Origin of the sequence: Burkholderia humptydooensis (assembly GCF_001513745.1) — a bacterium.
Lineage (GTDB): Bacteria > Pseudomonadota > Gammaproteobacteria > Burkholderiales > Burkholderiaceae > Burkholderia > Burkholderia humptydooensis.
Map to the genome: position 1 here is coordinate 2,391,058 of NZ_CP013382.1, position 26,500 is coordinate 2,417,557.

The 26,500-nt window shown below is 68.1% G+C and carries 28 protein-coding genes and 1 pseudogene; 12 read left to right on the top strand and 17 right to left on the bottom strand.

The window, feature by feature from the left end:
* Positions 1–102: 102 nt before the first annotated feature.
* Genes modA through AQ610_RS29420 form a run of 3 tightly spaced genes read left to right on the top strand, consistent with a single transcriptional unit; the run spans position 103 to position 2,302 of the window.
* Positions 103–912 carry a molybdate ABC transporter substrate-binding protein gene (modA, locus tag AQ610_RS29410; protein WP_006027910.1) on the top strand — a complete coding sequence of 270 codons (810 nt, stop codon included), beginning with the start codon at positions 103–105 and terminating at the stop codon, positions 910–912.
* Positions 913–924: 12 nt separating this feature from the next.
* Positions 925–1,599, top strand: coding sequence for a molybdate ABC transporter permease subunit (gene modB / locus AQ610_RS29415; protein WP_006027911.1), 675 nt, complete (start codon positions 925–927; stop codon positions 1,597–1,599).
* A gap of 1 nt (position 1,600) precedes the next feature.
* Complete coding sequence (locus AQ610_RS29420; RefSeq protein WP_006027912.1) at positions 1,601–2,302, top strand: ATP-binding cassette domain-containing protein; 702 nt, start codon at positions 1,601–1,603, stop codon at positions 2,300–2,302.
* Positions 2,303–2,414: 112 nt separating this feature from the next.
* Here the strand turns inward: AQ610_RS29420 and AQ610_RS29425 are convergent, their stop codons facing one another.
* From AQ610_RS29425 to AQ610_RS29435, 3 genes are all read right to left on the bottom strand, one after another.
* Positions 2,415–3,263 carry a TOBE domain-containing protein gene (locus AQ610_RS29425; protein WP_006027913.1) on the bottom strand — a complete coding sequence of 283 codons (849 nt, stop codon included), beginning with the start codon at positions 3,261–3,263 and terminating at the stop codon, positions 2,415–2,417.
* A 34-nt stretch (positions 3,264–3,297) separates the two neighbouring features.
* Complete coding sequence (locus AQ610_RS29430) at positions 3,298–4,962, bottom strand: CHAD domain-containing protein (RefSeq protein WP_009915710.1); 1,665 nt, start codon at positions 4,960–4,962, stop codon at positions 3,298–3,300.
* A 214-nt stretch (positions 4,963–5,176) separates the two neighbouring features.
* On the bottom strand, positions 5,177–5,560 hold the full coding sequence (locus AQ610_RS29435; protein ID WP_006027915.1) for a tautomerase family protein: 384 nt from the start codon (positions 5,558–5,560) through the stop codon (positions 5,177–5,179).
* 97 nt (positions 5,561–5,657) lie between these two features.
* Between AQ610_RS29435 and AQ610_RS29440 the strand changes: the two genes are divergently transcribed.
* The 5 genes from AQ610_RS29440 to AQ610_RS29460 all read left to right on the top strand — a co-directional run bounded on the left by AQ610_RS29440 (position 5,658) and on the right by AQ610_RS29460 (position 10,476).
* Positions 5,658–6,533: a LysR family transcriptional regulator gene (locus AQ610_RS29440; RefSeq protein ID WP_006027916.1), complete on the top strand. Its 876-nt coding sequence runs from the start codon at positions 5,658–5,660 to the stop codon at positions 6,531–6,533.
* A 64-nt stretch (positions 6,534–6,597) separates the two neighbouring features.
* Positions 6,598–7,521 (top strand): DMT family transporter, encoded by a 924-nt coding sequence (locus AQ610_RS29445; RefSeq protein WP_015603218.1) that lies wholly within the window; start codon positions 6,598–6,600, stop codon positions 7,519–7,521.
* Positions 7,522–7,602: 81 nt separating this feature from the next.
* Positions 7,603–8,385 carry a sensor histidine kinase gene (locus tag AQ610_RS29450; protein ID WP_006027918.1) on the top strand — a complete coding sequence of 261 codons (783 nt, stop codon included), beginning with the start codon at positions 7,603–7,605 and terminating at the stop codon, positions 8,383–8,385.
* 107 nt (positions 8,386–8,492) lie between these two features.
* Entirely contained in the window at positions 8,493–9,833 is a 1,341-nt protein-coding gene (locus tag AQ610_RS29455) for a hemolysin family protein (protein ID WP_006027919.1), read from the top strand.
* Positions 9,834–9,870: 37 nt separating this feature from the next.
* A complete protein-coding gene (locus tag AQ610_RS29460) occupies positions 9,871–10,476 on the top strand; it encodes a thiamine phosphate synthase (protein WP_006027920.1) in 606 nt (201 codons plus the stop codon).
* Between the two features lie 154 nt (positions 10,477–10,630).
* Here AQ610_RS29460 and AQ610_RS29465 read toward each other — a convergent pair whose 3' ends face one another.
* Positions 10,631–12,280 (bottom strand): DUF3459 domain-containing protein, encoded by a 1,650-nt coding sequence (locus AQ610_RS29465; RefSeq protein ID WP_006027921.1) that lies wholly within the window; start codon positions 12,278–12,280, stop codon positions 10,631–10,633.
* Positions 12,281–12,554: 274 nt separating this feature from the next.
* Here AQ610_RS29465 and AQ610_RS29470 point away from each other — a divergent pair, with 274 nt between their 5' ends.
* The 4 genes and pseudogenes from AQ610_RS29470 to AQ610_RS37780 form a co-directional block, all read left to right on the top strand.
* Entirely contained in the window at positions 12,555–13,268 is a 714-nt protein-coding gene (locus tag AQ610_RS29470) for a class I SAM-dependent methyltransferase (RefSeq protein WP_006027922.1), read from the top strand.
* A 311-nt stretch (positions 13,269–13,579) separates the two neighbouring features.
* Positions 13,580–14,035 carry a YbaK/EbsC family protein gene (locus tag AQ610_RS29475; protein ID WP_006027923.1) on the top strand — a complete coding sequence of 152 codons (456 nt, stop codon included), beginning with the start codon at positions 13,580–13,582 and terminating at the stop codon, positions 14,033–14,035.
* 343 nt (positions 14,036–14,378) lie between these two features.
* Positions 14,379–15,233, top strand: a complete 855-nt coding sequence (locus tag AQ610_RS29480) for an AraC family transcriptional regulator (RefSeq protein WP_006027924.1) — start codon at positions 14,379–14,381, stop codon at positions 15,231–15,233.
* A gap of 39 nt (positions 15,234–15,272) precedes the next feature.
* Positions 15,273–15,446 (top strand): annotated as a pseudogene (locus AQ610_RS37780) (autoinducer binding domain-containing protein); the annotation flags it as partial.
* A 73-nt stretch (positions 15,447–15,519) separates the two neighbouring features.
* Here AQ610_RS37780 and AQ610_RS29485 read toward each other — a convergent pair.
* The 13 genes from AQ610_RS29485 to AQ610_RS29550 form a co-directional block, all read right to left on the bottom strand.
* Positions 15,520–16,122: a LysE family translocator gene (locus AQ610_RS29485; protein WP_006027925.1), complete on the bottom strand. Its 603-nt coding sequence runs from the start codon at positions 16,120–16,122 to the stop codon at positions 15,520–15,522.
* A gap of 37 nt (positions 16,123–16,159) precedes the next feature.
* Positions 16,160–16,567 carry a cupin domain-containing protein gene (locus tag AQ610_RS29490; RefSeq protein WP_006027926.1) on the bottom strand — a complete coding sequence of 136 codons (408 nt, stop codon included), beginning with the start codon at positions 16,565–16,567 and terminating at the stop codon, positions 16,160–16,162.
* 48 nt (positions 16,568–16,615) lie between these two features.
* The gene (gene dmpG / locus AQ610_RS29495) at positions 16,616–17,659 is read right to left on the bottom strand and encodes a 4-hydroxy-2-oxovalerate aldolase (protein ID WP_009915722.1); all 1,044 of its coding nucleotides are present in this window, start codon (positions 17,657–17,659) and stop codon (positions 16,616–16,618) included.
* A complete protein-coding gene (locus AQ610_RS29500; RefSeq protein WP_009915723.1) occupies positions 17,656–18,549 on the bottom strand; it encodes an acetaldehyde dehydrogenase (acetylating) in 894 nt (297 codons plus the stop codon). The genes dmpG and AQ610_RS29500 overlap by 4 nt, the downstream gene beginning before the upstream one ends.
* Entirely contained in the window at positions 18,546–19,388 is an 843-nt protein-coding gene (locus AQ610_RS29505) for a thioesterase II family protein (protein WP_006027929.1), read from the bottom strand. The genes AQ610_RS29500 and AQ610_RS29505 overlap by 4 nt, the downstream gene beginning before the upstream one ends.
* A complete protein-coding gene (locus AQ610_RS29510; protein WP_006027930.1) occupies positions 19,385–20,329 on the bottom strand; it encodes a branched-chain amino acid transaminase in 945 nt (314 codons plus the stop codon). Before AQ610_RS29510 ends, AQ610_RS29505 begins: the two co-directional genes overlap by 4 nt.
* 14 nt (positions 20,330–20,343) lie before the next feature.
* On the bottom strand, positions 20,344–21,027 hold the full coding sequence (locus AQ610_RS29515; RefSeq protein ID WP_006027931.1) for an RraA family protein: 684 nt from the start codon (positions 21,025–21,027) through the stop codon (positions 20,344–20,346).
* A 7-nt stretch (positions 21,028–21,034) separates the two neighbouring features.
* Positions 21,035–21,832: a thioesterase II family protein gene (locus AQ610_RS29520; protein WP_006027932.1), complete on the bottom strand. Its 798-nt coding sequence runs from the start codon at positions 21,830–21,832 to the stop codon at positions 21,035–21,037.
* 3 nt (positions 21,833–21,835) lie between these two features.
* A complete protein-coding gene (locus tag AQ610_RS29525; protein WP_006027933.1) occupies positions 21,836–22,741 on the bottom strand; it encodes a chlorinating enzyme in 906 nt (301 codons plus the stop codon).
* A 94-nt stretch (positions 22,742–22,835) separates the two neighbouring features.
* Positions 22,836–23,096, bottom strand: coding sequence for an acyl carrier protein (locus tag AQ610_RS29530; protein ID WP_006027934.1), 261 nt, complete (start codon positions 23,094–23,096; stop codon positions 22,836–22,838).
* Positions 23,093–24,682 carry an amino acid adenylation domain-containing protein gene (locus AQ610_RS29535; protein ID WP_006027935.1) on the bottom strand — a complete coding sequence of 530 codons (1,590 nt, stop codon included), beginning with the start codon at positions 24,680–24,682 and terminating at the stop codon, positions 23,093–23,095. The genes AQ610_RS29530 and AQ610_RS29535 overlap by 4 nt, the downstream gene beginning before the upstream one ends.
* 882 nt (positions 24,683–25,564) lie before the next feature.
* Positions 25,565–25,930 carry an ArsR/SmtB family transcription factor gene (locus tag AQ610_RS29545; protein ID WP_006027937.1) on the bottom strand — a complete coding sequence of 122 codons (366 nt, stop codon included), beginning with the start codon at positions 25,928–25,930 and terminating at the stop codon, positions 25,565–25,567.
* A complete protein-coding gene (locus AQ610_RS29550; RefSeq protein ID WP_006027938.1) occupies positions 25,914–26,375 on the bottom strand; it encodes an SRPBCC family protein in 462 nt (153 codons plus the stop codon). Before AQ610_RS29550 ends, AQ610_RS29545 begins: the two co-directional genes overlap by 17 nt.
* Between the last annotated feature and the right edge of the window lie 125 nt (positions 26,376–26,500).

The window sequence follows — 26,500 nt, forward strand, 5'->3', positions numbered from 1 at the left end:
GGGGCCTTCATGCGGAAGCCCTGGCACAGTCCGGCAATCCGATCCGCTATCACCTCGCGTATATTACGATTACGGTTTCCGTCCACCTCATCGTTTCCCGCCATGTCCGCTCCCGCCTGTTCTGCCCGCCGCCTGTTCCTGCTTGTCGCCACGCTGTTCGCGCTCGCCGCCGGCTTCGCCGCGCCGGCCGCGCATGCCGCCGACGAGCTCGTCGTGTCGGCCGCGGCGAGCCTCACCAATGCGTTCAAGGCAGTCGGCGATGCCTACGAGAAGCAGCATCCGGGTACGAAGATCCTGTTCAACTTCGGCGCGTCCGACGTCCTGATGCAGCAGATCGCGAAGGGCGCGCCGGCCGACGTGTTCGCGTCGGCCGACCAGAAGGCGATGGATCGCGCGACCGCCGAGCGCGTGATCGCCGACGGCACGCGCCGCGACTTCGCCGCGAACTCGCTCGTGCTGATCGTGCCCGCCGACAGCCGCGCGACGTTCGGCTCGCTGCGCGATCTGGCCGCGCCCGCCGTGAAGCGCGTCGCGTTCGGCGATCCTGCGTCGGTGCCCGTCGGCCGCTACACCGAGGGCGCGCTGAAGGCGGCCGGCGTGTGGAACGACGTCAGCGCCAAGGGCGTGCTCGCCGCGAACGTGCGCCAGAGCCTCGACTACGTCGCGCGCGGCGAAGTCGACGCGGGCTTCGTGTTCGGCACCGACGCGGCCGTGATGCCCGAGCGCGTGAAAGTCGCGCTGACCGTCCCGACGCAAACGTCGATCACCTATCCGATCGCCGTCGTCAAGGACAGCCGGCACGCGGCCGCCGCGCAGGGCTTCGTCGCGTTCGTGCTGTCGCCCGCGGGCCAGGCGGTGCTCGCGAAGTACGGCTTCAAGCCGGCCGCGAACGGCGCGAGCGCCTCGAACTGACCGGAATGCGCGATGCACGACGCCTGGGTTCCGCTGCTGCTGTCGCTGAAGGTTGCCGGCTGGGCGACGGCGCTCGATCTCGTGCTCGGCGTCGCGACGGGCTATGCGCTCGCGCGCTGGCGCTCCGGCGCGCGCGACGTGATCGATTCGCTGCTGACGCTGCCGCTCGTGCTGCCTCCGACAGTGCTCGGCTACTACCTGCTCGTGCTGCTCGGCCGCCGCGGCGTGCTCGGCGCGTGGCTCGACCGGCTCGGCATCCAGCTCGTGTTTACGTGGCAAGGCGCGGTGATCGCGTCGATGGTCGTCGCGTTTCCGCTGATCCTGAAATCCGCGCGCGCCGCGTTCGAGGCGGTCGACCCGCAGCTCGAGCGCGCGGCCCGCACGCTCGGCATCAGCGAAGCCGGAATTTTCTTTCGCGTGACGCTGCCGCTCGCCGCGCGCGGCATTCTCGCGGGCGCGCTGCTCGCGTTCGCGCGTGCGCTCGGCGAATTCGGCGCGACGCTGATGATCGCGGGCAATCTGCCCGGACGCACGCAGACGCTGTCGGTCGCGGTCTACGCGGCCGTGCAGGCGGGCGACGACACGACCGCGAACTTCCTCGTGCTCGTCACGTCCGCGACCTGCGTGCTGATTCTGCTCGTCGCGGGGCGGCTCGTGCCGCAGCGCGCGCTCGTCGGAGCGAGATGAGATGAGCCTCGTCGTCGACATCCGCAAGACGCTCGTCACACCGGAGCGGCGCTTCACGCTCGACGTGTCGTTCGTGTCGAACGCGCAGCGCATCGTGCTGTTCGGGCCGTCCGGCGCGGGCAAGAGCCTCACGCTGCAGGCGATCGCCGGCCTGCTCGCGCCCGATCGGGGCACGATCTCGATCGGCAGCGACACGCTGTTCGACGATACGCGCGGTATCGACGTGCCGACGCAGGCGCGCCGCGTCGCGTACCTGTTCCAGGACTACGCGCTGTTTCCGCATCTGAATGTCCGGCAGAACCTCGCATTCGGGCTGAAGCGCGGCTGGCGCAATCCGCGCGCGAAGGAACTGCCGGACGCCGCCGCGTACTGGCTGCGCGCGTTCGAGCTCGAAGCGCTGGCGGGACACTATCCTGCGCAGTTGTCGGGCGGGCAGAAGCAGCGCGTCGCGCTCGCGCGCGCGCTGATCGCGCAGCCGCGAATCCTGCTGCTCGACGAGCCGTTCTCGGCGCTCGACGTCGCGATGCGCCAGCGGATGCGCCGCGAGCTGACCGACTTGCAGATGCGGCTCGACATTCCGATGGTGCTGATCACGCACGATCCGGACGACGTCGCCGCGTTCGGCGATCAGGTCGTGCGGCTCCAGGAGGGGCGCGTGCTGCCCGATACGCCGGTCGCCGAATGGGTGACGAGCATGCGGTGACGGCGGCGTCGATCGTCGCCCCGAATCGGCCCGCGGATTCGGAAGGCCGGCAGCGATGAGCCGGCTCTGCGGGCGTGCCGCCGTTCGCCGCCCGGCCGGCGCGGCCGCGACGTCATCCGTTGACCGCGAGGATCACGCTCGACGCCTTGAATGTCGCCACCGCGCTCGCGCCCTTCGCAAGCCCGAGCGCGTCGACGCTGTCGTTCGTGACGATCGCCGCGAGCGTCATGCCGCCGTCGAGCGAAAGCAGCACCTCGCTGTTCACGGCGCCGCGCGTGACCGTCTCGACGACGCCGTGCAATTGATTGCGCGCCGACAGCCTGAGCGGCGAGCCGTTTTCGACCGCGAGCACGACCCACGACGCCTTCACGAGCGCGCAGGCCTCGACGCCCGGCGCGAGCCCCAACTCCTGCGTGCTCTCGTGCGTCACCACGGCCGTGATCGTGTGTTCGCCCGGCAGCGCGAGCACCACTTCGTCGTTCACCGCGCCGTGCTTGACCGCCAGGACCTTGCCGAACAACTGGTTGCGTGCGCTCGTCTTCATGCCGATTCTCCCGATAAGTTCCCAATTGACCTCGAAGCCTTCGACCGCCGCGCTCGCCGCGTCGATGAAGCGCCGATGCTCGCGCTCGATCGCGCGAAACGCCGCGATCAGCGCGGTCGCGCGCGGCGTGAGCGTCGTGCCGCCGCCGCCCTTGCCGCCCGTCGAGCGCAGCACGAGCGGCTCGCCCGCGAGGTTGTTCATCGTGTCGATCGCGTCCCACGCGCCTTTGTAGCTGAGGCCGACCGCCTTCGCCGCGCGCGTGATCGAGCCGGTCTCGCCGATCGCGGCGAGCAGCGCGATACGGGCCGCGCCGCCGAGCGTCTGCCCGCCCGCGCGCAACCACAGCTCGCCGCGCAGCGCGAGCGGCTCGCGCGCGGCGCGCGCATCGGGACGGGAAGAGGACGAATCGGCGGTCATCGGCGCGGCGAAGCAAGACGGGAGGCCATTATAGTCACGCCTTCCTGCCGCCGATCTTCGGCGCGCGCATCCCGCGCAGCATCTGCTCGGCCGCCTCCGCGGCATAGCGCTGCGCCGCTGCGCCGTAGCCGCGCGCGGAGCCGAGCTGGTACGGCGGCGCGGACAGCCGCTCGAGGCAGCGCAGCGCGACGGCCGCGTCGTTCGCTTCGCCGAGCGCGTTCTGCACGCGCGCGAGCAGCCGCACCGTGCCCTCGCGCGTGCGGCGCGACGCGAGCGACGAGAAGAACTCCAGCGCGTAGCGCAGCCGCTTCGCGTCGATCCGCACGCGGTGACGCGCGGCCGCGTCGAGCGCCGTCAGGCGCCCCGCGCCGTACAGATGGCCGAACAGCCGGCTCACGCGCTTCGCCGCGTACCGCTTGAGCGACAGCGCCTTGCCGTGCGCCGGATCGGCCTCCCCGAGCGGAAACAGGCTCAGCCATTCGAGCCACGCGAGCACGAGCCGCGTGTAGCGCGCGGTGCCGAGCGCCTGCCGCAACTCGGCGCGCGCCGCGTCGCCCTGCGCGCAGGCGGCATCGAGCGTGCCCGCCCACGCGGCCTCGTCGCCGTCGGCGGCGGCGAGAGCGGGCAGTGTCGACGTCACGCACACGTCCCAGTCGCGCACCGCGCCGAGCATCCCGCCGAGCCAGCCGATATCGCCGGAGAACGCGTCCTTCCACGCTGCATCGGCATAGCGCGGGAAGAGTCGCGCGAGCGTGCGCAGCCGGCGCAGCGCGACGCGCATCTGATGGACGTATTCCGGGTCCGCCTTGTCGCGCACGCCGGCCTCGTTGCCGAGCCACTGCCCGGTCACGCCGCAGCCGAGCGCGAAGAACGCCGCGCGCTGCGTGCGCACGTTCGACAAGTCGACCGACTGCGCCTTCGCCGGCGCGCCGATCGCGTCCGGCGCGTCGCCCGTGCACGCGCGGTCGAGAACGCTCGTCGGCGACAGCGACGCCGGCCACGCGCCGCTCAGCTCGCGGGCCGCATTGAAGAGCGCGCGCAGCGCGGCGGCGCGCGCGGCGGGATCGTCAGGATCGGCAACGGCGAGACGCAATTCGCAGATGCGCGAAGGGACGGCACGGGTGGTCTCGGACAACGCGGCGGCCGGCGCAAACGCGATGTCGTCGAGCGTCAGCTCGACCTCGATGCCGTCCGCGTCGAGCCAGCGCCCGTGTCGGCGCTCGGCGACGAAGCCATGCGCGGGCTGGTCGGCGGATCGAAGTTCGGGGGGCGCGGCGCCGTGCTCGGCGGCATCGGCATCGGCATCGCGCGAATCCGACGCCGATGGGGCCGCCCTCGACGCATGATGCTCCGCGACCGGCGTCGCGACCCGCACGTCGCCGCGGTAGTCGTCGAAACGCTCGCGCACCGTCACGCCCGGCACGAACGGATGGGAGCGCACCGCAATCACGCGCCGCGCCTGCGCGGTCGCCTCGATCCAGGTCTGCCAGCGACCGCCGTCGTCGGGCTGCGCCTCGACGAACCGGCACGGCTCGATCGTCACGCGCTCGTGCCCGCGGCGCATTTTCACCGGCGGACAGATCCGCCATGCCCGCGCAAGCTCCGCGCCGAGATCGCGCGCCGTGCGCGCCCGCGACCCGCGCCCGGCTTGCCAGCCCTGCAGCGGAAAGTCCAATACGATTTCCAGAACGCGCGCCATGGAAGCTCCGGCGTAGGTCAGGCCGCCCGCTGCGCGTCTCGCGCGCGTCGACGGACTCCGACGTTCTCCATAGTACACGGCCCTTTTTACAGCCAATGAGGCGGAACGCCGCGTGCGGACGAGCGAATCGCCTGCGCGCCGGCGCACCGCGTTTCAACTTGTCATGTCAGCTCGTCGGCCTTCAGCCGTCCGACCGGCCCGAGCGCGCCGAGTTTCAGCTCACATACTGCGCGATGCCGTTGCCGAACGACCAATCCTCCTTCAGCACCTCGACGAGGCTGATGAACACGTCCTCGCGGCGCACGCCCGGGCGTTCGGCGAGATGGTCGGCGATCAGCCGGTACAGCTCGCGCTTCTGCTCGAGCGTGCGCGTGTTGTTCGCGGTGATCTGGATCATCACCAGATCGTCGCTGCGCGCGATCCCGAGATAGTCGCGACCATAAAAGAAATTATCGGCGCTGTGCTCGGTCACGGTCATGAAAATATCGTCGACGGGCACGTCGAACGCGCGTTGCAACGCGCGATGAACGCCCTCCGACAGCGCCCGGCGGTATTCGGCGGACTTGCCTTCGCGCAATGCGATACGGGTGAACGGCATCGTGTTTCTCCTTGACGGTTGGGATACGCATGCAGCTTAGGCCTCGTCATCTATAATAAACAGACATCAATGAATATTTCATCCATTTTCATTTGAAATGAAACCGCTCGATCTCGACGCCGTTCGCGCGTTCGTTCTCGTCGCCGACCTCGCGAGCTTCACGCGCGCCGCCGACGCGCTCGGCACCACCCAATCGGCCGTCAGCCTGAAGCTCAAGCGGCTCGAAGCACAGCTCGGCAAGCCGCTCCTCGAACGCACGCCGCGGCGCGTGACGCTCGCCGCCGTCGGCGCCGCGTTCCTGCCCGCCGCGCGCGACCTGCTCGACGCGCACGAGCGCGCGCTCGCCGCGCTGTCGGCCGGGCAGCGCAGGCTCGTGATCGGCGTCAGCGAACACGTCGCGGTGCCGGATCTGCCCGCCGTCCTCGCCGGCCTGAACCGGCACGATCCGGGGCTCGCGCTCGAGATGCACGTCGGGATGTCAGCCGGGTTGCTCGCGCAATACGACGAGCGCCGGCTCGACGCGGCGTTCGTGCGCCACGAGCCGGGCGAGGACCCGCCGCGCGACGACGCGACGCCGCTCTTCACCGAGCCGCTCGCGTGGCTTGCCGCACCCGGCTGGGCGCCGCGCGCGGACGAGCCGCTGCCGCTCGCGGTGCTGGCGGGCCCGTGCGGCGTGCGCGCGGCCGCGCTGCGCGCGCTCGAGCGCGCCGGCGTGCGGTGGCGCGAGCGCTTCACGGGCGGCGGCATCGCGGCCGTCGCGGCCGCCGCCGCCGCGGGTCTTGCGGTGTGTCCGCTGGCGCGCCGTGTCGCGCCGCGCTCGCTCGTCGACGTCGGTGCGCGCCTCGGCCTGCCGGCGCTGCCCGACTCGCAAGTCGCGCTGTATTCGCGGGTGCGCGACGCGCGCTCGGTCGACACGCTGCGGCGCTTCGCCGACAGCCTGGCCGGGCCGGCGCAATCGGCCGGACGCGAGTAGACTGTCAGGTTTTCGTTTGCCGATTTGCCGCCTTTCGCACGGCTTTCGCCCGCTCTTCCGCCGCATGAAACACGACGCCCGCAAGCACCTCCGCGCCAATTTGCTGATGCTCACCGCCGCCGCGATCTGGGGATCGGCGTTCGTCGCGCAGCGGCTGAGCCTCGCCGTGATCGGCCCATTCCTGTTCACCGGGCTGCGCTTCCTGCTCGGCGCGGCGGTGCTCGTGCCGCTGCTGCGCCTGAACGGCGCAGCGCGCGCGCATTGCGCGGCCGTCGCGCGCGACCGGACGCTGCTGCTGCCGGGGCTCGCGCTGGGCGGGCTGCTCGCGGTGTCGATCTCGCTGCAGCAGATCGGGCTGCAGTACACGAAGATCGCGAACGCGGGCTTCATCAGCTCGCTCTACGTGGTGCTCGTGCCGATCATCGGCGTGTTCTTCCGGCATCGCACGGGCGCCGGCACGTGGCTCGGCGCGCTGCTCGCGGCGATCGGCCTGTATTTCCTCAGCGTCGACGAGCACTTCTCGATGCTGTACGGCGACTGGTTCCAGCTCGCGGGCGCGATCGTGATCGCGGTCCACGTGATCGCGGTCGGGCACCTCGTGCGCCGGCACGACCCGCTCGCGCTGTCGTTCATGCAGTTCGTCGTCTGCGGCGCGCTGTGTCTCGCGCTCGGGCTCGCGACCGAGCCCCTCGACCGCGCGACGCTCGTGCGCGCGCTGCCGACGCTGCTGTACGGCGGGCTGCTGTCGGTCGGCGTCGGCTACACGCTGCAGGTCGTCGCGCAACGCGACGCCGCCCCCGCGCACGCGGCCGTGATCTTCAGCATGGAAGGCGTGTTCGCCGCGATCGCCGGCTGGGCCGCGCTCGGCGAGACGCTGTCGCTGCGCGCGCTCGCGGGCTGCGCGCTGATGCTCGCCGGGCTCCTCGTCTGCCAGTTGCTGCCGGGCCACGCGAGGCGCGCGGACGACAACGACGCGCTTCCCGCCTGACGCGCGCCGGAGGCCACGCGCCTGTCCGGTCCCTATAATGTCGATTCGACCGTCATCACGATTTCACACAAGGGAAACACTGTGATTCCGTCCGCCGCCGATCCGGCCGCCGCGCTGCTGCGCGAACGCGCCGCGCGCTATGCAGCCGAGGTGGCGCTGTTCGTCCGCGACCACGCGCTGTCGATCGCGTCGCACGATCTGCGCAGCCCGCTCAACGCGATGCATAGCTGGGCCTACGTGCTCGAGCGCCGGCTCGCGGCGAGCGACGAGAGCCTCGCGCGCGCGCTCGACGGGGTCCGGACCGGCATTGAGCAGCAGACGAAGTTGCTGGAGGCGGTCGTCGACGCACCGCGCGCCGAGACGCGCACGCTGCCGATCGCGCGCGCCGACGTCCCGCTCGACGCGCTCGCCGACGAATGCGCGGCGCTCGCACGCATCGCGCTCGGCGACGCGCGCGGCACCGCGGTGACGGTCGCGTCGCACGCGCGGCCCGCGTCGCTCGATTGCGACCGCGAGCGCGTCGCGCAAGCACTGTGGTCGATGCTGACGTTCGCGATCGAGGCGAGCGCGCCGGGCGGCGACGTCGCGCTGGACTGCGTCGAATCGGCGAACGCGACGCGCCTGACCGTGACGTTCCGCGCGCAGCCGTCGGCGCTGACCGACGCGGCGCTGCCACACGCGTTCGAAACGTTCGCGCGGCGCGACGCGCTCGCCGAGCGCCACGGCGAACGTCCTGCGTCGGTGTTCGCGCTCGCGCAGCGCGTCGCGCGCGCGCACGGCGGCGCGTTCGCGCAAGACCCGAACCCACTCGCGGACGGCGCGCGCGCAACGCTCGCGCTGACGATTCCCGCCGCGCGCGCGTAATCGGCCGCGCGCATCGCGCCGCAAAACCGCCGCAAAACCGCCGCAAAACATTACGCCTTCCTTTCCAACCTTATACTGTCGCTTCGTTCATTTCCGGAGTCCCTTCGTTGATACAGATCTTCGCGCTCGTCGGCGCGTTGCTCCTCGTGGCCCTCAACGGCTTTTTCGTCGCCGCCGAATTCGGTCTCGTCAAACTGCGCGCGACGCGCGTCAAGACCCTCGCCCGCCAGCACGGCCTGCGCGGACGTATCCTGCGGATCGTCCATTCGCGGCTCGATGCGTATCTGTCCGCCTGCCAGCTCGGCATCACGCTCGCGTCGCTCGGCCTCGGCTGGATCGGCGAGCCGGCGTTCGCCGCGCTGCTGTCGCCCGTCCTCGCGTTCGCGGGCGTCGAGTCGGAAAAGCTCGTGCATCTGATTTCGCTCGTGTTCGCGTTCTCGGTGATCTCGTTCCTGCACATCGTCGTCGGCGAGCTCGCGCCGAAGTCGATGGCGATCCGCCAGGCCGAGAAGACGGGCCTGTGGGTCGCACTCCCGCTCTATGCGTTCTACTGGACGATGTATCCGGCGATCTGGGTGCTCAACACGAGCGCGAACGCGGTGCTGCGGCTCGCGGGGCTGTCCGCCGATCATGGCGGCGACGCGCACTACTCGACCGACGAACTGAAGCTGATCCTGCGCAGCCGCCGCAACGCGGCCGACGCCGCGAAAACGCCGAAGAACGCATACAGCAGCGACGAATGGAACACGCTCGCGCATTCGCTCGATTTTTCGTCGATGACCGTATCGGACCTGATGCGGCCCGCGCACGAGATGGTCGGCCTGCGCCGCGACGTGCCGCTCGCGGACAACATGGAAGTCGTCGCGCGCCACCGCTTCAGCCGCTACCCCCTCTTCGACGACAAGACGCGCGAAACCGTGAACGGCCTCATCCATCTGAAGGATCTGCTGCTCGCGCGGCACGCGGGCGCGGCGCTCGCCGACCTGTCCGACTACGTGCGCCCGGTGCAGTACGTGAAGCCGGACACGCCAGCGCTCGATCTGTTCCGGCGCTTCCGCAAGGGCGCGCCGCACTTCGCGCTCGTCGGCAAGAAGGGCGAGAAGCCGATCGGCTTCCTGACGCTCGACAACCTGCTCGGCGCGCTCGTCGGCCAGATCCACGACGAATTCCGGCAGGGCGATTCGGACTGGAGCCGCCTCGACGACGGCACGCTGATCGGCAAGGGCAGCCTGCCTGTCGTGTCGCTCGAGCAGGCGCTCGGGATCGACATCGACGAAGGCCGCGCGGAATCGGTCGGCGGCCTCGTCATTCAGGCGCTCAACGATCTGCCGACGGAAGGCCAGCGCGTGTCGTTCGAGCGCTTCGACGTCGTCGTGAAGAAGATGATCGGGCCGCGGATCGTGCTCGTGCGCGTGTATCCGAAGGCGTTCAAGGAGGCGGACGAGTGAGCGTGCGTACCGGACGGCGATCGATCAGGATGACGACATGACCGGCCCGCTCGCCCTGCCGCCGTACTACCTGATCACGCCGGAGCCGGACTCGGGCTCCGACGCGGATCTCGCGGCGTTTCTCGACCGGCTGTCGGCCACGCTCGCGACGGGGCTCACGCTCGTCCAGCTCCGCGTGAAAACGCTCGACGCGCCCGCCTACGCGGCGCTCGCCGCCGAAGCGATCGCGCGTTGCCGCGCGCGAAGCGCGCGCATGATCGTCAACGGACCGATCGGCGCGGAGACCGCGCTCGCGCTCGGCGCGAGCGGCGTGCACTTCGGCAGCGCGGCATTGCGCGCCGCGGCCGTGCGCCCGCTTGCTTCGGACTGCCTGCTGTCGGCCGCGTGCCACTCTCTCGACGAGCTGCTGCATGCGCAACGCATCGGCGCGGATCTCGCGACGCTGTCGCCCGTCCTGCCGACCCTCACGCATCCGGGCGCGCCGACGCTCGGCTGGGCGCGCTTCGCCGAATGCGCGGCGCAAACGCGCGTGCCCGTCTACGCGCTGGGCGGCATGACGCGCGCGCATCTGGCGACGGCGCGCGCGCATCACGCGCACGGCATCGCGAGCATTCGCGGATTCTGGCAGGAAACGATGCGATGATGGGCGCAACGCGCCCGTCGTCGCGTCACGCCGTTTTCCGCCGTCTTCGTCAAACGGCCCTCGCCCGGCATTTCGTCAGGCATCCCGATCGAACAAAGCGAAGCGGAACGGACGCCGCCCGTCGGCGCGACGCCCGCCGAATGACTTCCCCCGCTCAAACGCCGCCCAACGAGCGCGGCGCGACATCCGCATAACGACGCACGTCGTGCGTCAGCGCGTATTGATTGACGTCGCCCGTCAGCCACGCGACGAGCGCATACGGCGGCAACTCGCCCGCGTCGACGCGATCCCGCGCGCGCGCCGGCGTCTCGAACACGACCGTCCCGTCCGGCGCGCCACGGAACGGCAGCGCTTGCGGCGACAGGTTCAGCGCGATGCTGAGCGTCTCGCCGTCGCCGAGCCGCCACGCGGCGACGAGCGCATCGGCTTCGACGCCGTCGATCGTGCGCAGCATCTCGGCGCTGCGCGGCCGCACGTCGACGAGACGCGGCGCAATCAGCTTCGCGCGCACCGCGAGCGCCGATTGCAGGAAATGGCGCCGCGACGCGTCGCCCGCGGCTTCATCGAAGATCAGCGGAATCTGCGGCGTCAGCAGCGACAGCGCGAGCGCCGCGAGGTCCGCCTCGCGCGCGTCGCGCAAGACGCCGTCGGACAGCACGAGCGACGTCAGCGGCAAGCCGACGTCGGCCATCCCGCCGTCGCCGATCGGATGCGCGCGCTGGAACACCGCGCCGTCCGCGGTCAACGCGCGCGCGAGCGCGTGAATCGACTGATGCGTCGACACGCCGTCGCCTTGCGCGCGATCGCGGCGCCCCGTCAGCCGGTACAGTGCGCGCTCGCCGCAGCCGTTCCATTGCGCGTCGAAATGCGTATCGGCAAGGTGCGACGGGTGCCGCTCGCTGCCGAGCACGAGGTGCACGATCCGGTCGGTCGGCAGCGCCGCGTGCACGCGGTCGGCAATCTCGCACAGCCATACGCTGTCGATGCGGTCCGCCTCGCGAATCCGCAATCCGTCGCATCGATATTCTTCGAGCCAGTACAACGCGTTGTCGCAGAAGAAATCGCAGACCTGCGGATGATCGAGCGCGAGCGGCGGCGCCTGCAGCGGATCGTCGCGGGTGTGGAAGAACGGTTGCGCGTAGCGCCGCATCTCGTCGGTGCCGCAGCCGAAGCGCGCGTAGTCGAGATCGAGCAGCACCGCGAGGCCGAAGCCGTGCGCTTCGTCGATCAGGCGCTTCAGCGCGTCCGTGCCGCCGTATGCGGCAATCGGCGCGAACGGCAGGCTGTCGTCGCGCGCCTGCGGCGCCGCGAGCAATTCGAGCGCGGTGACGCCGAGCTGCGCCAGTTGCGGCAAGCGCTCGCGGATGCCGTCGTAGCCGCCCGCCGCGCCGGGCTGGATCGCGTAGAGCGCGATCTCCTCCCACGGCCGGCCGCGCCAGAACGTATGGCGCCACATGAACGCGCGCGGATCGACCACTTCGCTCGGCCCGTCGACACCTTCCGGCTGCGAGCGCGACGCGGGATCGGGAATCGTCAGCGCATCGTCGAGCCGATACCGGTAGCGCGCGTGCGCGCCGCAATCGGCGAACGCCTCGAACCAGCCGTCTCCCGCGGGCGCCATCGGCAGTTCGAGGGGGCCGCCCGCGATGTCGAGCACGAGCACCGCGCTCGCATGCGCGGGCGCCCAGACGCGGAAGTGAAAGTGGGTGCGCGTCGTCGCGCCGGCGGCGCCGCAGGGTTGGGCGCCGAACGGCAGGCAATGCGAATAGTGATGCGCATACGGATCGTGAGGACATTCGGACATGATGCGCTCCTCCGGCGTTCAGAGGCATGACGATGCGCCGCTTGCGGCGCGCATGCATGACACGCGTGGCCCGACGAAGAGGGGGCAATCAGTATGCGCCGATTCATGCCGCGATGCGAGTATCGGCGCGGGGTTTTAAACGTGAAGCGACCCTGAAAATAGCCGGTAGCGGCGATACCATGATCGCCACTCGTCTTGTTGCGCGCCGCGCCGACGCCTACGCTGCGGTTTCGCGCGCGATCCCGGCGCGCGATTCTTCAGGAGTCCGACCGCCATGTCCACGCCATCCGGCGCAGCCAAATTCGACCCGTCGCGCGCCGCCGAATACGCGGAGCAAAGCCGCATTGCGCTCGCGGGCTATGACGCGTGCCACGATCTCGCCGCATGCATGCTCGCATCGTCGGTCGCCTCGGAAGCGGGCGCCGCGCAGATCCTCGTCGCGGGCGCGGGCGGCACCGCGCGCGAAATCGTCGCGCTCGCGGGCCTCGAGCCCGGCTGGCGCTTCACCGCGATCGATCCGTCACAGCCGATGCTCGACCTCGCCCGCGCGAACGTCGCGGCGGCCGCTCTCGACGCGCGCGTGCACCTGCATCACGGCTACGTGGACGACCTGCCCGCCCACGCCCGCTTCGACGGCGCGACGCTGATCGGCGTGCTGCACCACCTGCCCGGCGACGACGCGAAGGCCGCGCTGCTCGGCTCGATCGCGCGACGCCTGAAGCCCGGCGCGCCGCTCGTCGTTGCGTGCAACCATCGTCGCTACGCCGAGCATCCGCGCCTGCTGGGCGCGTGGGCACAGCGCTGGCGGATGCATGGGGCGCCGCCCGACGAAGTCGCGCAGAAGCTTGCGACGATCCTGCGCGGCGCCGATCCGCCCGCGTCCGAGGACGCCGTGCATGCGCTGCTCGACGCCGCCGGGTTCCGCGAGCCGGTGCGTTTTTTTGCGAGCCTGTTCTGGGGCGCGTGGATCGCGACGCGCGACGCGTGAGCGCGGGCATGCCGGCGGCCCGAGATGCGGCGTCGGCTTCGTTTTCGCGCGCCCGATGCATGAACGCTCGGCCCGAGGGCGGGGCGCGTTGCGCCCGCCCAACGTTTCCGCCGCTTGCCCGTCTCGATCCGCTCCGCGAATGACCGCCACGGCCGCTCGCTGCACAATCGTTCAATACATCGCGCGCCGCATGCGCTAGCCTGTCTGCTCCGCGGGTTCATCAACGACGCGGTAGTGACGGTCGTCGAGTTGCCTTTGCGCTCGCCGACCATGCGAAGACAGGCAAGCCGGCCGAATGGAGGGCCAAGAACGTGAGTGTTGAATCGGTTCGCCAGTTTCTGGCGGAAAAGGCGCCGGACATCGACGTCGTTCCCTTGGACGAAAGCAGCTCCACGATGACGCTGTCGGCGGCCTGGGACATCAAGCCGGCGCAGATCGCCAAGACGCTCGCGATGAAGGTCGGCGACACCCATTTGCTGCTCGTATCCTGCGGCGATTCCCGTCTCGACAACCAGAAAGTCAAGGCCGCGCTGGGCGGCAAGGCAAAAATGCTCTCCGCGGAGGAAACGGTCGCCGTCACCGGCCATCCGGTGGGCGGAGTGTGTCCGTTCGGTCTCTCGACTCCGCTGCCCGTTTATTGCGACGTGATGTTGAAATCGTACGACTTCGTCGTGCCGGCCGCCGGCTCGACGCACGCCGCGCTGCGCATCGATCCGGTCCGGCTGGCCGAACTGGTCGAGGCCGAGTGGGTCGACGTCTGTAAATAGCCCGCGCGACGGGCCCACCGCCATTGATAGGCCGCTCGACGCGGCGCCAATGCTCCCGTTGCCCATCCTCGCTCCATTCGGCATCGATATCACGAATGCCGCCACTCTCGTCGATGCGAGAAGCAATACGGCGATCGCGCCGACAACGAGACCCCAGGCCTCTTTGAGCACCCGACGCACCTGATGAAACGCGCGCATCGCCACGGCCACCGCAACGAGCCGAGCCGAGCCGGAAGAAAGCGCAACGCATCCGGAACAAGCTCGGCTTGGTTTACCATCGAAGCTCCAATGCGCCATTTTCTGTTTTGAACAGGTAGCTTATGGAAGCATCACGGAGGCTGTCTTGAACGATCGTGAATGCGACACCGTTCCCTGCGGGAACCATATTCGGATCGGATTCGGCGCCGCGGGCATCGAGCGCGTGGAGGTCCACTTCCTCGATCACGCGTTCTCGCTCCATCGTCACGACACATACGCGATCGGCATCACGCTCTCGGGCGTGCAAACCTTCCGCTATCTCGGCGCAACCCACCACTGCCTGCCGGGTCAGTGTCATATCCTGCATCCGGACGAACTGCACGACGGCTGCGCGGGAACCGACGAAGGCTTCGGCTACCGGATCGTCTATGTGGACCCCGCGCTCGTCCAGGAAGCCCTCGGCGGCCGCATGCTTCCGTTCGTCCGCTCGCCGGTCGTCGAGACGCCTGCCGTCGCCGAAGGGCTCGCGGCCGGCATCTGGAAGCTGGACGAAGAAATCGACACCCTGTCCCGCATCGAGATCGCAGTCGCCGTCGCGAACCTGCTGACGGCCGCCGCCGCGACAAGCGACGCACACAAGACCGGTGCGCTCGCCGTGACCGAATTGACGCGCATACGCGATATCATCGCGTCCCGTCCGCACGAGCCGATCTCGATGGACACGCTCGAACACGTCTCGGGACTCGACCGCTGGACGATCGCTCGCCAGTTCCGCAAGCTGTTCGGCACGAGCCCGAGCCGCTTTCGCACGCAACGGCAGCTCAATCTCGTGCGTCGGCAGTTGATGGAAGGCGAATCGCTGTCGACCGCGTCCGCCGATGCCGGCTTTTCCGACCAGAGCCACATGTCGCGACACTTCAAGAGCACTTACGGCATCACGCCGGGCTCATGGATTGCCGCGGTGCACGCCCGGCGTTCGCGGCAGCGGACAGGCCGCTGAAAACATCCGGCCGACCGCAGCCGTCCGCACGCCCCGTCACTTTCGGGCCGGGGCGGCAATGCGCGCCGCGCCGCCGAGGCGCTGAAGCTGGAGGAGCATGCTGTCCATCAATTGTTCACGTCGATCGACAAGCGGACGAACAGCGGCCACATCAGGACGAGCGCGAACAAGGCGAAGCCGTCCGGTTTTCTGGCGCCAGGCTACCGCTCCGAATCTGCGCGGCGCAGCGCCCGCCCGTGCGCTCCATCGTCGGTGGCCGCTCGCGGGCATTCGGCCCGCGAGGGATTCAGTGCCCCAACACCGAGTACGCGAGCGACCCCGAAAATGTCGCGAGCACGAGCGACGCGCAACGCATGAACGTCGACGTATGCGCAGCCAACGAACGCTGCGACGTCAGCAGCCCGCCGAGGCTCGACCAGCCGACGCCGATCGGCGCGAGCACGATCAGGAACACGACGACCGCCCATCCAAAGTAGCTGAGCGAGCGAAACGCCTCGAGCGGGAACATCGTGCTCGCGAACAGCAGCGCCTTCGGGTTCATCAGCGTTGCGACGAACAAATCGCCGAAACTGATCGGCCCCGCGGACAGTTCGTGCAGCGCGCGGCTCTTCGTCCACATCTTGACCGCGAGCCACAGGATGTACGCGGCGCTCAACAGCTTGATCGTGCTGAAGAGCCAGGGCCGGCTCGCCGCCACGGAGAGCAGGAAGAATCCCCATAGCGAGATCGCGACGACATAGCCCAGGGCCTCTGCGATCACGAGGTGCCAGGTGCCGCGCAGGCCGACCTTCAGGCCCGACGACAGCAGCAGCGTGTTCGTCGGCCCCGGCACGATCAGCACGAGCGACACGTAGAACGACATCTTGAGCAATGCATCCTGAATGAGCACGGCGCCTCCTCGGTTCGTCGGCTTCGGTTGAGCGTCGTCATCGGCTCGCCGAAGGCGCGGGCGAAGCCGCGGCCGACGTGCCGGCGAAATAGCGATTTCCGCCGGGCGCGAGCCAGTCCGCCCGCACCGGCGTGAACACGTCGAGATCGACTGCGTCTTCGAGACACAGCGCGTTGTGCGGCACGTTCGCCGGAAGATGCAGGATCTCGCCGGGCCCGACCTCGGCCTCGTGCTCGAGATGCTCGCCATAACGGAACAGCAGGCGCCCCTCGAGGATGTAGGTGAACTGCTCGTTCGGATGCGAATGCGTCCCGACGAACGCGCCTTTCTTCAGGTACAGCTTCGCCATCGTCAGCGCCTCGCCCGAGACGACTTGCCGCTCGATCCGCTCGGTCAGCGTCTCGCGCTCGACCCGATTCCATGCGCCGAAACCTCGTTCATTCAAACCGGTCACGATTTCCTCCTCGCTCGATCATGTGACGCGCGTCCGCGCTCACGCGGACAGCTCGCGAACCCGCTCGCCGCCGGTCGCGCGCTGCACGTCCCGTTCGCGTGCGAGACGGCTCGCCTCTTCGATGATGATGTCCTCCTGTCCGGCGACGAGCTTGCGCTCCGCAAGCCGCTTGTACAGCTCGAATTCGTTGACGCCGAATTCCTGCGCGGCTTTCTGGATGTGCGGCACATAGCCGGAAAAGAGGCCGTACAGTCCGCTCGCGATGTTCGCCGGCTGAATGTGCGGCGTCTTCGGATTGAGAAACGCCTCGGTGCCGCGCGCGAGCGCCATCACGCGCTCGAACGTCGTGCGCGTGTCGTGCCCTTCGCGCTCCATCGCGGCGACGAGCGTTTCGAGCTGCGTATTGCCCGCCCCGGCGCCGAAGCCTTTCACGCATGCATCGACGATGCGCGCCCCCGCTTCGAGCGCGACAAGGCTGTTCGCAACCGCGAGACCGAGGTTGTTGTGCGCATGAAAGCCGACGTCGATGTCAAGACCGTCGACAAGACGCTCGACCTTCGCGCGCACGAGCGACGGCGTCGAATAGCCGGCGCTGTCCATCAGCACCACCGCCTGCGCGCCATAGCGCTCCATCAGCTTCGCCTGCGCGAGCAGCACGTCGGGCGGCGCCATGTGCGACATCATCAGCACGCCGAACGCCGTGCGGCCGGCCGAGCGCGTCTGCTCGATGAAGCGCGCGGACACGTTCGCCTCGGTGCAATGCGTCGCGACGCGCACGACGTCGACGCCGATCTCGAGCGCGAGCGCGATGTCCGCCGCCTTGCCGAGCCCCGGAATGAAATGCACGCCGAGCCGGCTCGTACCCAGCGCGGCGCGCGCGGTCTCGAGCATCACGCGATCGCCGATCGGCGTCTGCCCGAGCAGGCACGACGAGCCGCCGAGGCCGTTGCCGTGGCCGACTTCGACGATGTCGATGCCGGCTTCGTCGGCCGCGCGCGCATAGACATGTATCTGCGCGGCGCTCAGTTGGTGACGAATCGCGTGGTTGCCGTCGCGCAAGGTCGCATCGCTGATCAGTATCATTGTGTGGCTCCTAGTCTGGCGGTTGCGTGCCGATGCGAGGCGACCGCGAGCGCCGCGCAATTGATGATGTCGAGATTGCCCGCGTACTCGGGCAGATAGTCTCCGCGCCCGCGCACGGTGAGGCTGATCGTGATCCTTCCCTGGCTCTCGATCGGCTCGACGACGAGCCGGTAGCCGGGCACGTATTCGCGGACCTTCTCGACCATGTCGGCGACGCACGCGCGCACGCGGTCGAAATCGCGATAGCGCGCGTACGCATAGAGCGTCGTCTGCATCCGCACGCCGGGCTCGGCCGGATTGATGTTGAGGATCGCCTTCGTCTTCTTCGCACCGCTGAACTTCGCGAGCGCGTACTCGGTCGTCGTCATGTATTCGTCGATGTTCTCGCGCGTCGCGATGCCGGCGCTGCGCGACGCGATCGCCGACACCACCTCCAGGTATTCGATCTCGTCGACCGCCTGCTTCAGCGCATACGCGAGCGGCAGGCTCGCCTGCCCGCCGCAGGTGATCAGGTTCACGTTCTGCTCGGCGCCGATGTCGTCCAGATTGATGCACGGCACGCACAGGCGGCCGAGCTTCGCGGGCGTCAGATCGATCACGAACTTGCCCGCGTCGGAGAAGAAGCGATTGTTGACCTTGTGCGCGGCGGCCGAGGTCGCGTCGAACACGAGGTCATACGCATCCTCGTGCGCCTTCAGGAAGTCGAGGCCGTCGCTCGACGTCTCGACGTTGCAGCTACGTGCGAGCTTCAGCCCCTCGCTGTTCGCATGGCGTCCGACGACGAATTTCAGATCGAATTGTTCGGATGCCTTGACTTTGAACATCAGGTCGAGCCCGATGCTGCCCGACCCGAGGATCGCCACCCGCGTGCGCGATGACTTGTTCTTCATGTTCCGCTCTCCTGCGTCAAATGACCCATGCGCGCCGCCGGCTCGCGCATGCCGTTCGGCCCGTTCCGCGCGGCGCGCGCGAGCACGCGCTCCAGCTCGCGGCCGACTTCGGCGAGCACGCCGCTTTCCTCTGCGTGCATAAAGAAATGGCCGCCGGAAAATCCGACATAGCGCACGGCCCCGAGCGTTTCCGCGAGCCAGCCGGACAGCCCGGCGTCGCTCACGAGACCGTCGTTCGAGCCGTGCAGCACCAGCATCGGACAATCGAGCGGCGTCGACTCGACGTAGCGGTACGTCGCCGAAATCGTCAGGTCCGCGCGCAGCCGCGGCAGCCAGAGATCGCGCAGCGCGGGATCGGCGATCAGCGCATCGGGCGTGCCGTTGTAATCGCGCACCGCGGCGATGAACGCGTCGTCGGGCAGCGTCTGAATGCCCGCGTCCCGCCACCTGAAGCGCGGCGCGCTGCGGCCCGACGCGACGAACAGCAAAGGCTGCGCGAAGCCGCGTGCGCGCAGCAGGTGCGCGAGATCGAAGGCGATCAGCGCGCCCATGCTGTGGCCGAAGAACGCATACGGCAGATCGAGCAGCGGCGGCACGATGTCCGCGAGCGCCTCGACGACCGGCTCCGCTTGCTCGATCAGCGGCTCGCCGAGCCGATACTCGCGGCCGGGCAATTGCACCGCGACGACTTCGACCCAATCCGGCAAGCCGCCCGGCCAGCTCCGGAAGATCGACGCGGTCGCGCCCGCATAGTGGAAGCAGAAGAGCCGCATGCGCGCGTTTTGCGCTTCGTGAACGATCAGCCACGGCGAATCGACTGCGGCTTCGCGCGCGCTCATGCCCGTGCTCCGTCGCGCGACGGCACCGGCACGGGCGTGAGCCAGTTCCACTTGTCCGCGTGTGTGCCGCGCACGATGCCGAAGTACTGATCCTGGATCGCCTTCGTCACGGGGCCGCGCTTGCCGCTGCCGACCGGCATCCGATCGACCGAGCGCACCGGGCAGATCTCGACTGCGGTGCCCGTGAAGAAGATTTCGTCGGCAAGATAGAGCATTTCGCGCGGGATGCTCGTTTCCGTCACGGTGTAGCCGAGGTCGCGCGCGATCCGGATCACGCAGTTGCGCGTGATGCCGCTCAGGATGCTGCTGCCGATCGACGGCGTGAAGATCTCGTTCTTGTGGACGAGAAACACGTTCTCGCCGCTGCCTTCGCTGACAAAGCCGTTCGTATCGAGCGCGATGCCTTCGCTCATCCCGTTCTCATGCGCCTCCATCACGATCGCCTGGCCATTGACGTACTGGCCGCCGATCTTCGCGAGCGTGCTAGCCGCCCCCGCGCCGTTGCGGCGCCAACTGCTGACCTGCACGTCGACGCCCTGCTGCAACGCCTCGTCGCCGAGATACGCGCCCCACGGCGTGGTGATGAGCAGCGCCTCGGCCGGACATTGACGTGCGTCGAGCCCGAGCGACTCGCCCGCGCCGCGATAGACGAGCGGCCGGATGTACGCGCTGCGCTGGCCGTTCGCGCGCAGCGTCTCGACCGTCGCTTCCATCCACTGCCCGACGCTCATCGGCGACGGAATCCGCGCGACCTTGCAACTGAACAGCAGGCGCTCGAAGTGCTCGCGGCCGCAGAGGATCGCCGCCTTGTCACCGATCTCGTACGCGCGCACGCCCTCGAACACGCTCGTCCCGTAATGCAGCGCATGGCTCATCACATGCACCTGCGCGCGCTCCCACGGCACCAGTTCGCCGTTCTTCCACACGTAGCTCGCTTTCATCGTTGTTGCGCTCCTCACATGACGTTGTATTGGTTGAATGCATCGACGACACTGCGCCCCTCGGCGATCGCGCCGCGAACCTTGCGCTCGAGCCGGTTCTTCGCGATCGCACGCGTGATCACCTCCTGCTCGGCTTCGCGTGGAATCACGCAGACGCCGTCGCCGTCGCCGAAAATCAGATCGCCCGGACGAATCCGCACGTGGCCGACGGTGATCGAGCAGCGATAGTCGACGACGTTGTGGCGGCCCTGCAGCCCGTATGCGTACGTGCCGTGCGCGAATGCCGGCAGATTCAGATCGAGGATCGTGTTCGCGTCGCGGACGTGCGCGTTGAGCACGACGCCTGCCGCACCGAGATTGCGCGCGCGCGTGACGAGCAGGTCGCCGAGCCGCGCAACCGCCGTCGGGCCGCCGCCCGCGATGTAGACCTCACCGGGGCGCAGCGCCTCGACCGATTCGAACAGCAATCCGAACGGTTTCGCGTCGTAGCGCTTGAGGCCGCCGTGCGGCACGGGCGGCTCGTCCTGCACCGGCATCGCGCGGCCGATCATCACCATGTCCCGCCGCAACGGCCGGATCTCCGGCGGCAGCATCGGGTAGGCGAACCCGAGCAGTTCCATCACGTCGCTGACGGGGCAGGTAGAGAGCTCGGCGCGCATCAGCGCGAACAGCTCGTCATCTGAATTCCACTGCGCCATTTGTCTGTCATCCGATTAGAGTGGAGCTCGCGTCGCTCAGGAGCGGCTCGAGCTCGCGGTTGATGTGGTCGAGCACCGACGCCTCTTCGTCGTGGATGAAGAAGTGGTCGCCGGCAAACCGGTACCGCGCGAAGCTGTGCTGCGTCTCGCCCGCCCAGCGGGCGAGACCCGCGTCATGCACGAGACCGTCGGCGGTGCCGTGGAAGACGACGATCCGGCAATCGAGCGGCGCCTGCCGCTCATACCGATACGTCTCGAACACCGCGCCGTCCGCGCGTATCCGCGGCAGCAGCAGCTCGAGCAGCGCCGGGTCCTGCAGAATCGCGTCGGGCGTGCCGTTGCAGCCGCGCAGCACTTCGACGAACTCCGCGTCCGACAATCGATGCCGAATCACTTCCGGCTTCACGTCGGGCGCGTTCTGCGCGGACGCGATCAGCAAGCGCGGCTGCGGATAACCGCGCGCGCGCAGCACCCGCGCAACCTCGAAACCGATCAGCGCGCCCGTGCTGTGCCCGAAGAACGCGAACGGGCGGTCGAGCAGCGGAGCGAGCGCATCGACGAGCGGGGACGCGACGTCGTCCATCGCGTACAGCAGCGGCTCGTTCAGGCGATTCTCGCGGCCGGGCATCTGCACCGCGACGAGCTCGACGTCGTCCGGCAGCGCCTCCTCCCAGTGCCGGAAGATCGAGCCGCCGCTGCCCGCGTAGTGAAAGCAGAACAGCCGGATTCGCGCATCGGGTTTCCGTTCGTCGGCGCCGAACAGGAACCAGCGGGCCTCGCGTGCATTCATGTCGGCGCCGTCCATCGCTTACGCGACCGCCGCGACGGCGGCAAGCGGCTTCGTCACGCGGTTATGGCCGTAACGGTCCTCGCCCGCCACCAGCACCGTCGAGTAGCGCTCGAGCGGCAGCACTTCGCCGAAGTGGTGGAACGAGTCCTGCCCCGCGTAGACCTTCACGTGCGTCGGCACGAAGCGCGTCGCCCAGCCGAAGCGCACCGAGTCCTTGCTCGTGTTCGGGTTCGAGCCGTGCATGCAGCGCGACGTGAAGATGAAGAACTGGCCCGGCTTCACCTCCATGTGCACCGCGCGCGACTCGTCCGGCTTCCAGCTCGGGTCGAGCTTCAGCTTTTCGTAGTCGTAGCCGTAGAAGCCCGATTTCTGGCCGTCGTCGAGCACGCGCTTGTTGAAGTTCTCCGGCTCGAACGGGATGTTGCGCTTCTCGTCGAAGTACCAGGTGCGATGGCTGCCGGGCATCAGCTTCAGGCAGCCGTTCTCCTTGGTCGCCTCGCTCATCGCGATCCAGGCGGTCAGTTCCCACGGCCGCCCTTCTTCCTCCGCCGTCGGCTCGAGCTTCTCGGTGCCTTCGAACTCGACGAAGCTCTGGGCCTGGTGCCAGTCGGTGCCTTCGTCCCCCGGGTATTTCGGGAACCACTCGGTGCGCCAGCTCAGCACGTCCGGCCCGAGGATGCTCGAGATCCGGTCGACAATCTTCGGATGGCTGATGATCTGGTTCAGCGAGAGCATGTCGAGATGGCGGTCGTAGTTGAGCTTGCTGTCCGGGAACGCCGCCTTCGCCGTGTCGAGCAGGTCCATCCGCACTTCTTCCCAGACGCGGCTCATCTCCTCCGGTTCGTACAGCGTGAAAGGGCCGGCGTAGCCGTTCTCGTAGAAGAATTTCTTCTCGGCTTCCGACAGATGAAAACGCTTTTGCATATCAGTTCTCCTAAATATGGCGTAAAGAGCCATGTCCTGAAAAATCCGCTTGTCGCGGCCGCCGCTTGCGCGGCCCTTGCAATGCCCTGCGGGATCAGCCCGCGACCGGGGCCGCTGCGCTGCTCATTTCGCGCAGCGTATCGATCTCGGCGCTCAACGCCGCCACCGTCGAGCGCGTCTTGTCGAAAAACAGCCTCGGTGACGGCGCGACGCCCGTCTGCGCCTTGATCTGCTTGAGCACTTCGACGAGATTGAGCGAATTGCCGCCGACGTCCAGAAAACGGGTATCGCCCGTCACCTTCTTGACGCCGACCACGCTCTCCAGAATCTGAATCAACATCGTTTCGGTATTCATGAATTCACTTCCTCCTGGTTACTTTCGTTGATGCGGTGTTGCAATATCGACAGAAGCGCTTTGCGATCCGTCTTTCCCGACGACAACTGCGGAAACTGCTCGAGAACCGTGACGTGGCGGGGCACCATGTAGGCGGGCAGTTCCGCCGCGAGGCGCTGCCTGATTTCGTCGACCTTGCGGCCGGCGTCGAGCGACGCGCCGCGATCGAACAGCACGCCGGCGGCGAGCAGCGTCTCGCCGTAGCGCGATTCGAGCAGCACCACCTCCGATCCGTACACGTGCGGCACGCTGTTGATGACCCGCTGGATTTCGCTCAAATGAATCCGGTAGCCGCCGATCTTCACTTCGTTGTCCTTGCGGCCCATGTAGTACAGGCTGCCGTCGGCGAGATACGTGCAGACGTCGCCCGTCCGGTAGAACGGCACGCCGTCGAGGCGCACGAGCCGCGCCGCCGTTTCCTCCGGCAGATTCCAGTAGCCCTGCATCACCTGCGTGCCGCCGATCATCAGCTCGCCAGGCACGCCCGGCGCCGTGATTCGGCCGCCGCCTTCGTCGACGAGCAGCGCTCGCACATGCTCGAGCGGCTTGCCGATCGGATAGAGCGTGCGCCGCTCCGGCTCGATCTCCCGGATCACGTGTGCGGTCGCCGCGCAGGTCGCCTCGGTCGGACCGTATGCGTTGATCACCTGCACGCCCGCGTTCTTCCTGAGCCAGCGCTGGATCGTCTTCACGTCGGGCACGTCGGTGCCGGTGAGGATCGTCTTCAGATGCGGCAGCGGCGCGGATTCGAATTCTTCCGCCTGCGCGATCAGGCCGAGCATCATCCCCCACGCGGAAAAGTGCGTGACGTCGTGCGCGCGGATCGCGTCGAACAGCAGATCGGGCGCGTTCACGTCGTCGTGCACGTACAGCGAGGCGCCCTGCGCAAGCGGAAACAGCATGTCCATCAGGTACACGTCGAAATTCAGCGGCGAGAAGCTCGCGCAGCGCGATTGCGACGTGACGTCGTAGACGGAGCGCGTCCCCTCGAAGAAGTCCACGATGCTGCGATGGTTGATCAGCACGCCCTTCGGGCGGCCGGTCGAGCCCGACGTGTAGATGCAGTACGCGATCGCGCTCTCGTCGAGCCGCGGCAGCGGCAACGGCTGCACGAGCGCGTCGAGCCGCGGCGAATCGTCGTCGGCGAGGAGCCGATCGAGCTCGCTCAGCGGCACGATCGGCGCGGCGCACGGCAGCGCGTGCTCGATCGCGTCGATCAGATCTTCGTCGGCGATCACGAGCGCCGGCGCGACGTCGTGCAGGATGTAGCGAAGGCGGTCGGCCGGCATGCGCGGATCGAGCGGCACGTGCACGCAGCCCGCCTTGAACACGCCGACGATCGCCGCGACGAGCAGCGCGCGGCGGCTCGCGAGCATCACGATGCGCTCGCCGGGGCGGCAGCCCAGATCCTGCAGGCGCAACGCGAAGCGAGTGCTGAAACGGTCGAGATCGGCGTAGCCGAGATCGCCGCGAGAATCGGACAGCGCGCATTTGTACGGCGTCGCGAACGCATGAGACTGGATTGCTTGAATGATGTGTCTGGCCATCTGGCTGAATCCTCTTTGCGATGTCTCTTCACGGGCACCTTCGAGATTCAGGCGGCATTGCGCACCGGCAGACGGCTGAACGACACGGCATGCGCGCTCGCGCTGCACGTTCGTTCGTCAACGACTACCGGCCCCTCGTCGTTTCACTGCTTGCTGCTTTCTCTCTGACTGCTGGCTGCTTTTTTCGAATCGCTCGCCGATGTGCCGTCGATTTCGCCCAAGGAGCGGATTCACGTGTGCGCGGCGTCGCATCGAATGCGTGTCGTTCGTCGCCGCATTCAATGGTTGATAGGCTAGATGAAATTCCCTGAGGAAATACTTAGATTACTTCCGGAATATATGCATGCCATTTCATCGCAATTGGAGAATAAGCATCGAGGCAGATATTTAAGCGCTTATTGATTTTTATTTTTGGTCGCACAATCATTTTCGGCGACTCAATCAATTGGCCGGCGTGAAGCCACTGCGCGCGCCAAGTGCGCATTGCGATGAATGAAAGGCCGTGTCGCGCTACGTTTTACGCGTGCCCAAAGCTGTCGAAATGGAGATCGATGCGAGCCAGGCGTATTCGCCGATTGGTTGGCCGCCATTTCGGCTGTGCTCGCGATGCAATCGAAAGCGTTCTATTTCACCGGCCAATAATCGACGAGCGATGACGATGCGATATGCGGCAAAGCTCCCGTGTGGCGGCAATGGACAGCATGTGCGCGCTGCGCGCGCTTCGCATGTCTTGCGCGGAAGCGCCCGCGCGGATTCGGCAGCATGCGTCGTGACGTGGGCATCGGCGCGACGCGTTGCTCGACGACGGGCATTCGTTCGACCGCCCCTATCGGCCGACGAAGCCGACCATTCGTGTCCGAAGGCGGCGAGGCCATGCCGCCGTCATCCTTCGACGGCCTGCTTGAGCCGCAGCAGCGCCTGATCCCACTGTCGGCCGATCGTCTCCAGCGCCGCGCGCGCGACGTCGATCCGCGCGGGATCGAAGCTCCACAGCCGCTCGCGCCCGACCTTCGCGTCGCGCACGAGCCCCGCTTGCGCGAGCACCAGCAGATGCTGCGTGACCGACTGGCGCGTGATGTCGGTGCCCGCGGTGATCTGCGCGATCGACAGCGCCGTGCCGGCGCACAACGCGGCGACGATCCGCAGGCGAGTTTCGTCGCCGAGCGCAGCGAACACCGCCGCGCAATCGCGCAACTGCGCACGCTTGAGCGGTGCGCGCGACGGCCGGCCGTCAGCGCGCGTCGACATGCGCGGCGATGTTCGTCATCTGCTCGTCCCAGCCGCCGCTGTTCATCCGGAATGCGTCGGCGCGGCGCTCGATCGGCAGCTTGTCGAAGCCCGATTCGACGACGGTGAGCAACGTGCCGCCTTCGACGTCGGCAAGCTTGAACGTGACGAGCGTCGGCGCCTCCTGCGAGTAGTCGACGGCCGGATCGACCGCGGCGGGATGCCAGCGATACGAGAAACGATGCTCCGGCTCGATCCGCTCGATCCACATCTGCAACACCAGATGCTCATAGCCGGGGTACATGATGCGGCCTTCCACGCGCCGCCCCGCTTCGAACGCCTGCCCTGTCAGATCGACGCGAAACCACGCGCCGAATTCGTCGGCGTTCGTCAGTGCGCGCCAGACCCGCGAGCGCGGCGCATTCAGCACGATCCGCCTTTCGATACGATCGGTCGATGTGTTCATATGCAGCCTCCTGGCTGCATATTAGGCAGCGCCTCCGTGAAATGCAAGGAAATGGCTGCATACCCGAGGCTCGCGCGCCGGCTCGTTCCGCCCGTGCGTACGCGCCGGCCGACGCGCGACATGCA

Coding starts and splice junctions, on each gene's coding strand:
- AQ610_RS29465 (WP_006027921.1), bottom strand. CDS start 12,280: ATGTCCGAATGTCCTCACGATCCGTATGCGCATCACTATTCGCATTGC.
- AQ610_RS29545 (WP_006027937.1), bottom strand. CDS start 25,930: ATGTCGACGCGCGCTGACGGCCGGCCGTCGCGCGCACCGCTCAAGCGT.
- AQ610_RS29445 (WP_015603218.1), top strand. CDS start 6,598: ATGAAACACGACGCCCGCAAGCACCTCCGCGCCAATTTGCTGATGCTC.
- AQ610_RS29535 (WP_006027935.1), bottom strand. CDS start 24,682: ATGGCCAGACACATCATTCAAGCAATCCAGTCTCATGCGTTCGCGACG.
- AQ610_RS29425 (WP_006027913.1), bottom strand. CDS start 3,263: ATGACCGCCGATTCGTCCTCTTCCCGTCCCGATGCGCGCGCCGCGCGC.
- AQ610_RS29515 (WP_006027931.1), bottom strand. CDS start 21,027: ATGGCGCAGTGGAATTCAGATGACGAGCTGTTCGCGCTGATGCGCGCC.
- AQ610_RS29505 (WP_006027929.1), bottom strand. CDS start 19,388: ATGAGCGCGCGCGAAGCCGCAGTCGATTCGCCGTGGCTGATCGTTCAC.
- AQ610_RS29530 (WP_006027934.1), bottom strand. CDS start 23,096: ATGAATACCGAAACGATGTTGATTCAGATTCTGGAGAGCGTGGTCGGC.
- AQ610_RS29500 (WP_009915723.1), bottom strand. CDS start 18,549: ATGAAGAACAAGTCATCGCGCACGCGGGTGGCGATCCTCGGGTCGGGC.
- modB (WP_006027911.1), top strand. CDS start 925: ATGCACGACGCCTGGGTTCCGCTGCTGCTGTCGCTGAAGGTTGCCGGC.
- AQ610_RS29440 (WP_006027916.1), top strand. CDS start 5,658: ATGAAACCGCTCGATCTCGACGCCGTTCGCGCGTTCGTTCTCGTCGCC.
- modA (WP_006027910.1), top strand. CDS start 103: ATGTCCGCTCCCGCCTGTTCTGCCCGCCGCCTGTTCCTGCTTGTCGCC.
- AQ610_RS29420 (WP_006027912.1), top strand. CDS start 1,601: ATGAGCCTCGTCGTCGACATCCGCAAGACGCTCGTCACACCGGAGCGG.
- AQ610_RS29430 (WP_009915710.1), bottom strand. CDS start 4,962: ATGGCGCGCGTTCTGGAAATCGTATTGGACTTTCCGCTGCAGGGCTGG.
- dmpG (WP_009915722.1), bottom strand. CDS start 17,659: ATGATACTGATCAGCGATGCGACCTTGCGCGACGGCAACCACGCGATT.
- AQ610_RS29520 (WP_006027932.1), bottom strand. CDS start 21,832: ATGGACGGCGCCGACATGAATGCACGCGAGGCCCGCTGGTTCCTGTTC.
- AQ610_RS29435 (WP_006027915.1), bottom strand. CDS start 5,560: ATGCCGTTCACCCGTATCGCATTGCGCGAAGGCAAGTCCGCCGAATAC.
- AQ610_RS29550 (WP_006027938.1), bottom strand. CDS start 26,375: ATGAACACATCGACCGATCGTATCGAAAGGCGGATCGTGCTGAATGCG.
- AQ610_RS29510 (WP_006027930.1), bottom strand. CDS start 20,329: ATGAAAGCGAGCTACGTGTGGAAGAACGGCGAACTGGTGCCGTGGGAG.
- AQ610_RS29460 (WP_006027920.1), top strand. CDS start 9,871: ATGACCGGCCCGCTCGCCCTGCCGCCGTACTACCTGATCACGCCGGAG.
- AQ610_RS29470 (WP_006027922.1), top strand. CDS start 12,555: ATGTCCACGCCATCCGGCGCAGCCAAATTCGACCCGTCGCGCGCCGCC.
- AQ610_RS29525 (WP_006027933.1), bottom strand. CDS start 22,741: ATGCAAAAGCGTTTTCATCTGTCGGAAGCCGAGAAGAAATTCTTCTAC.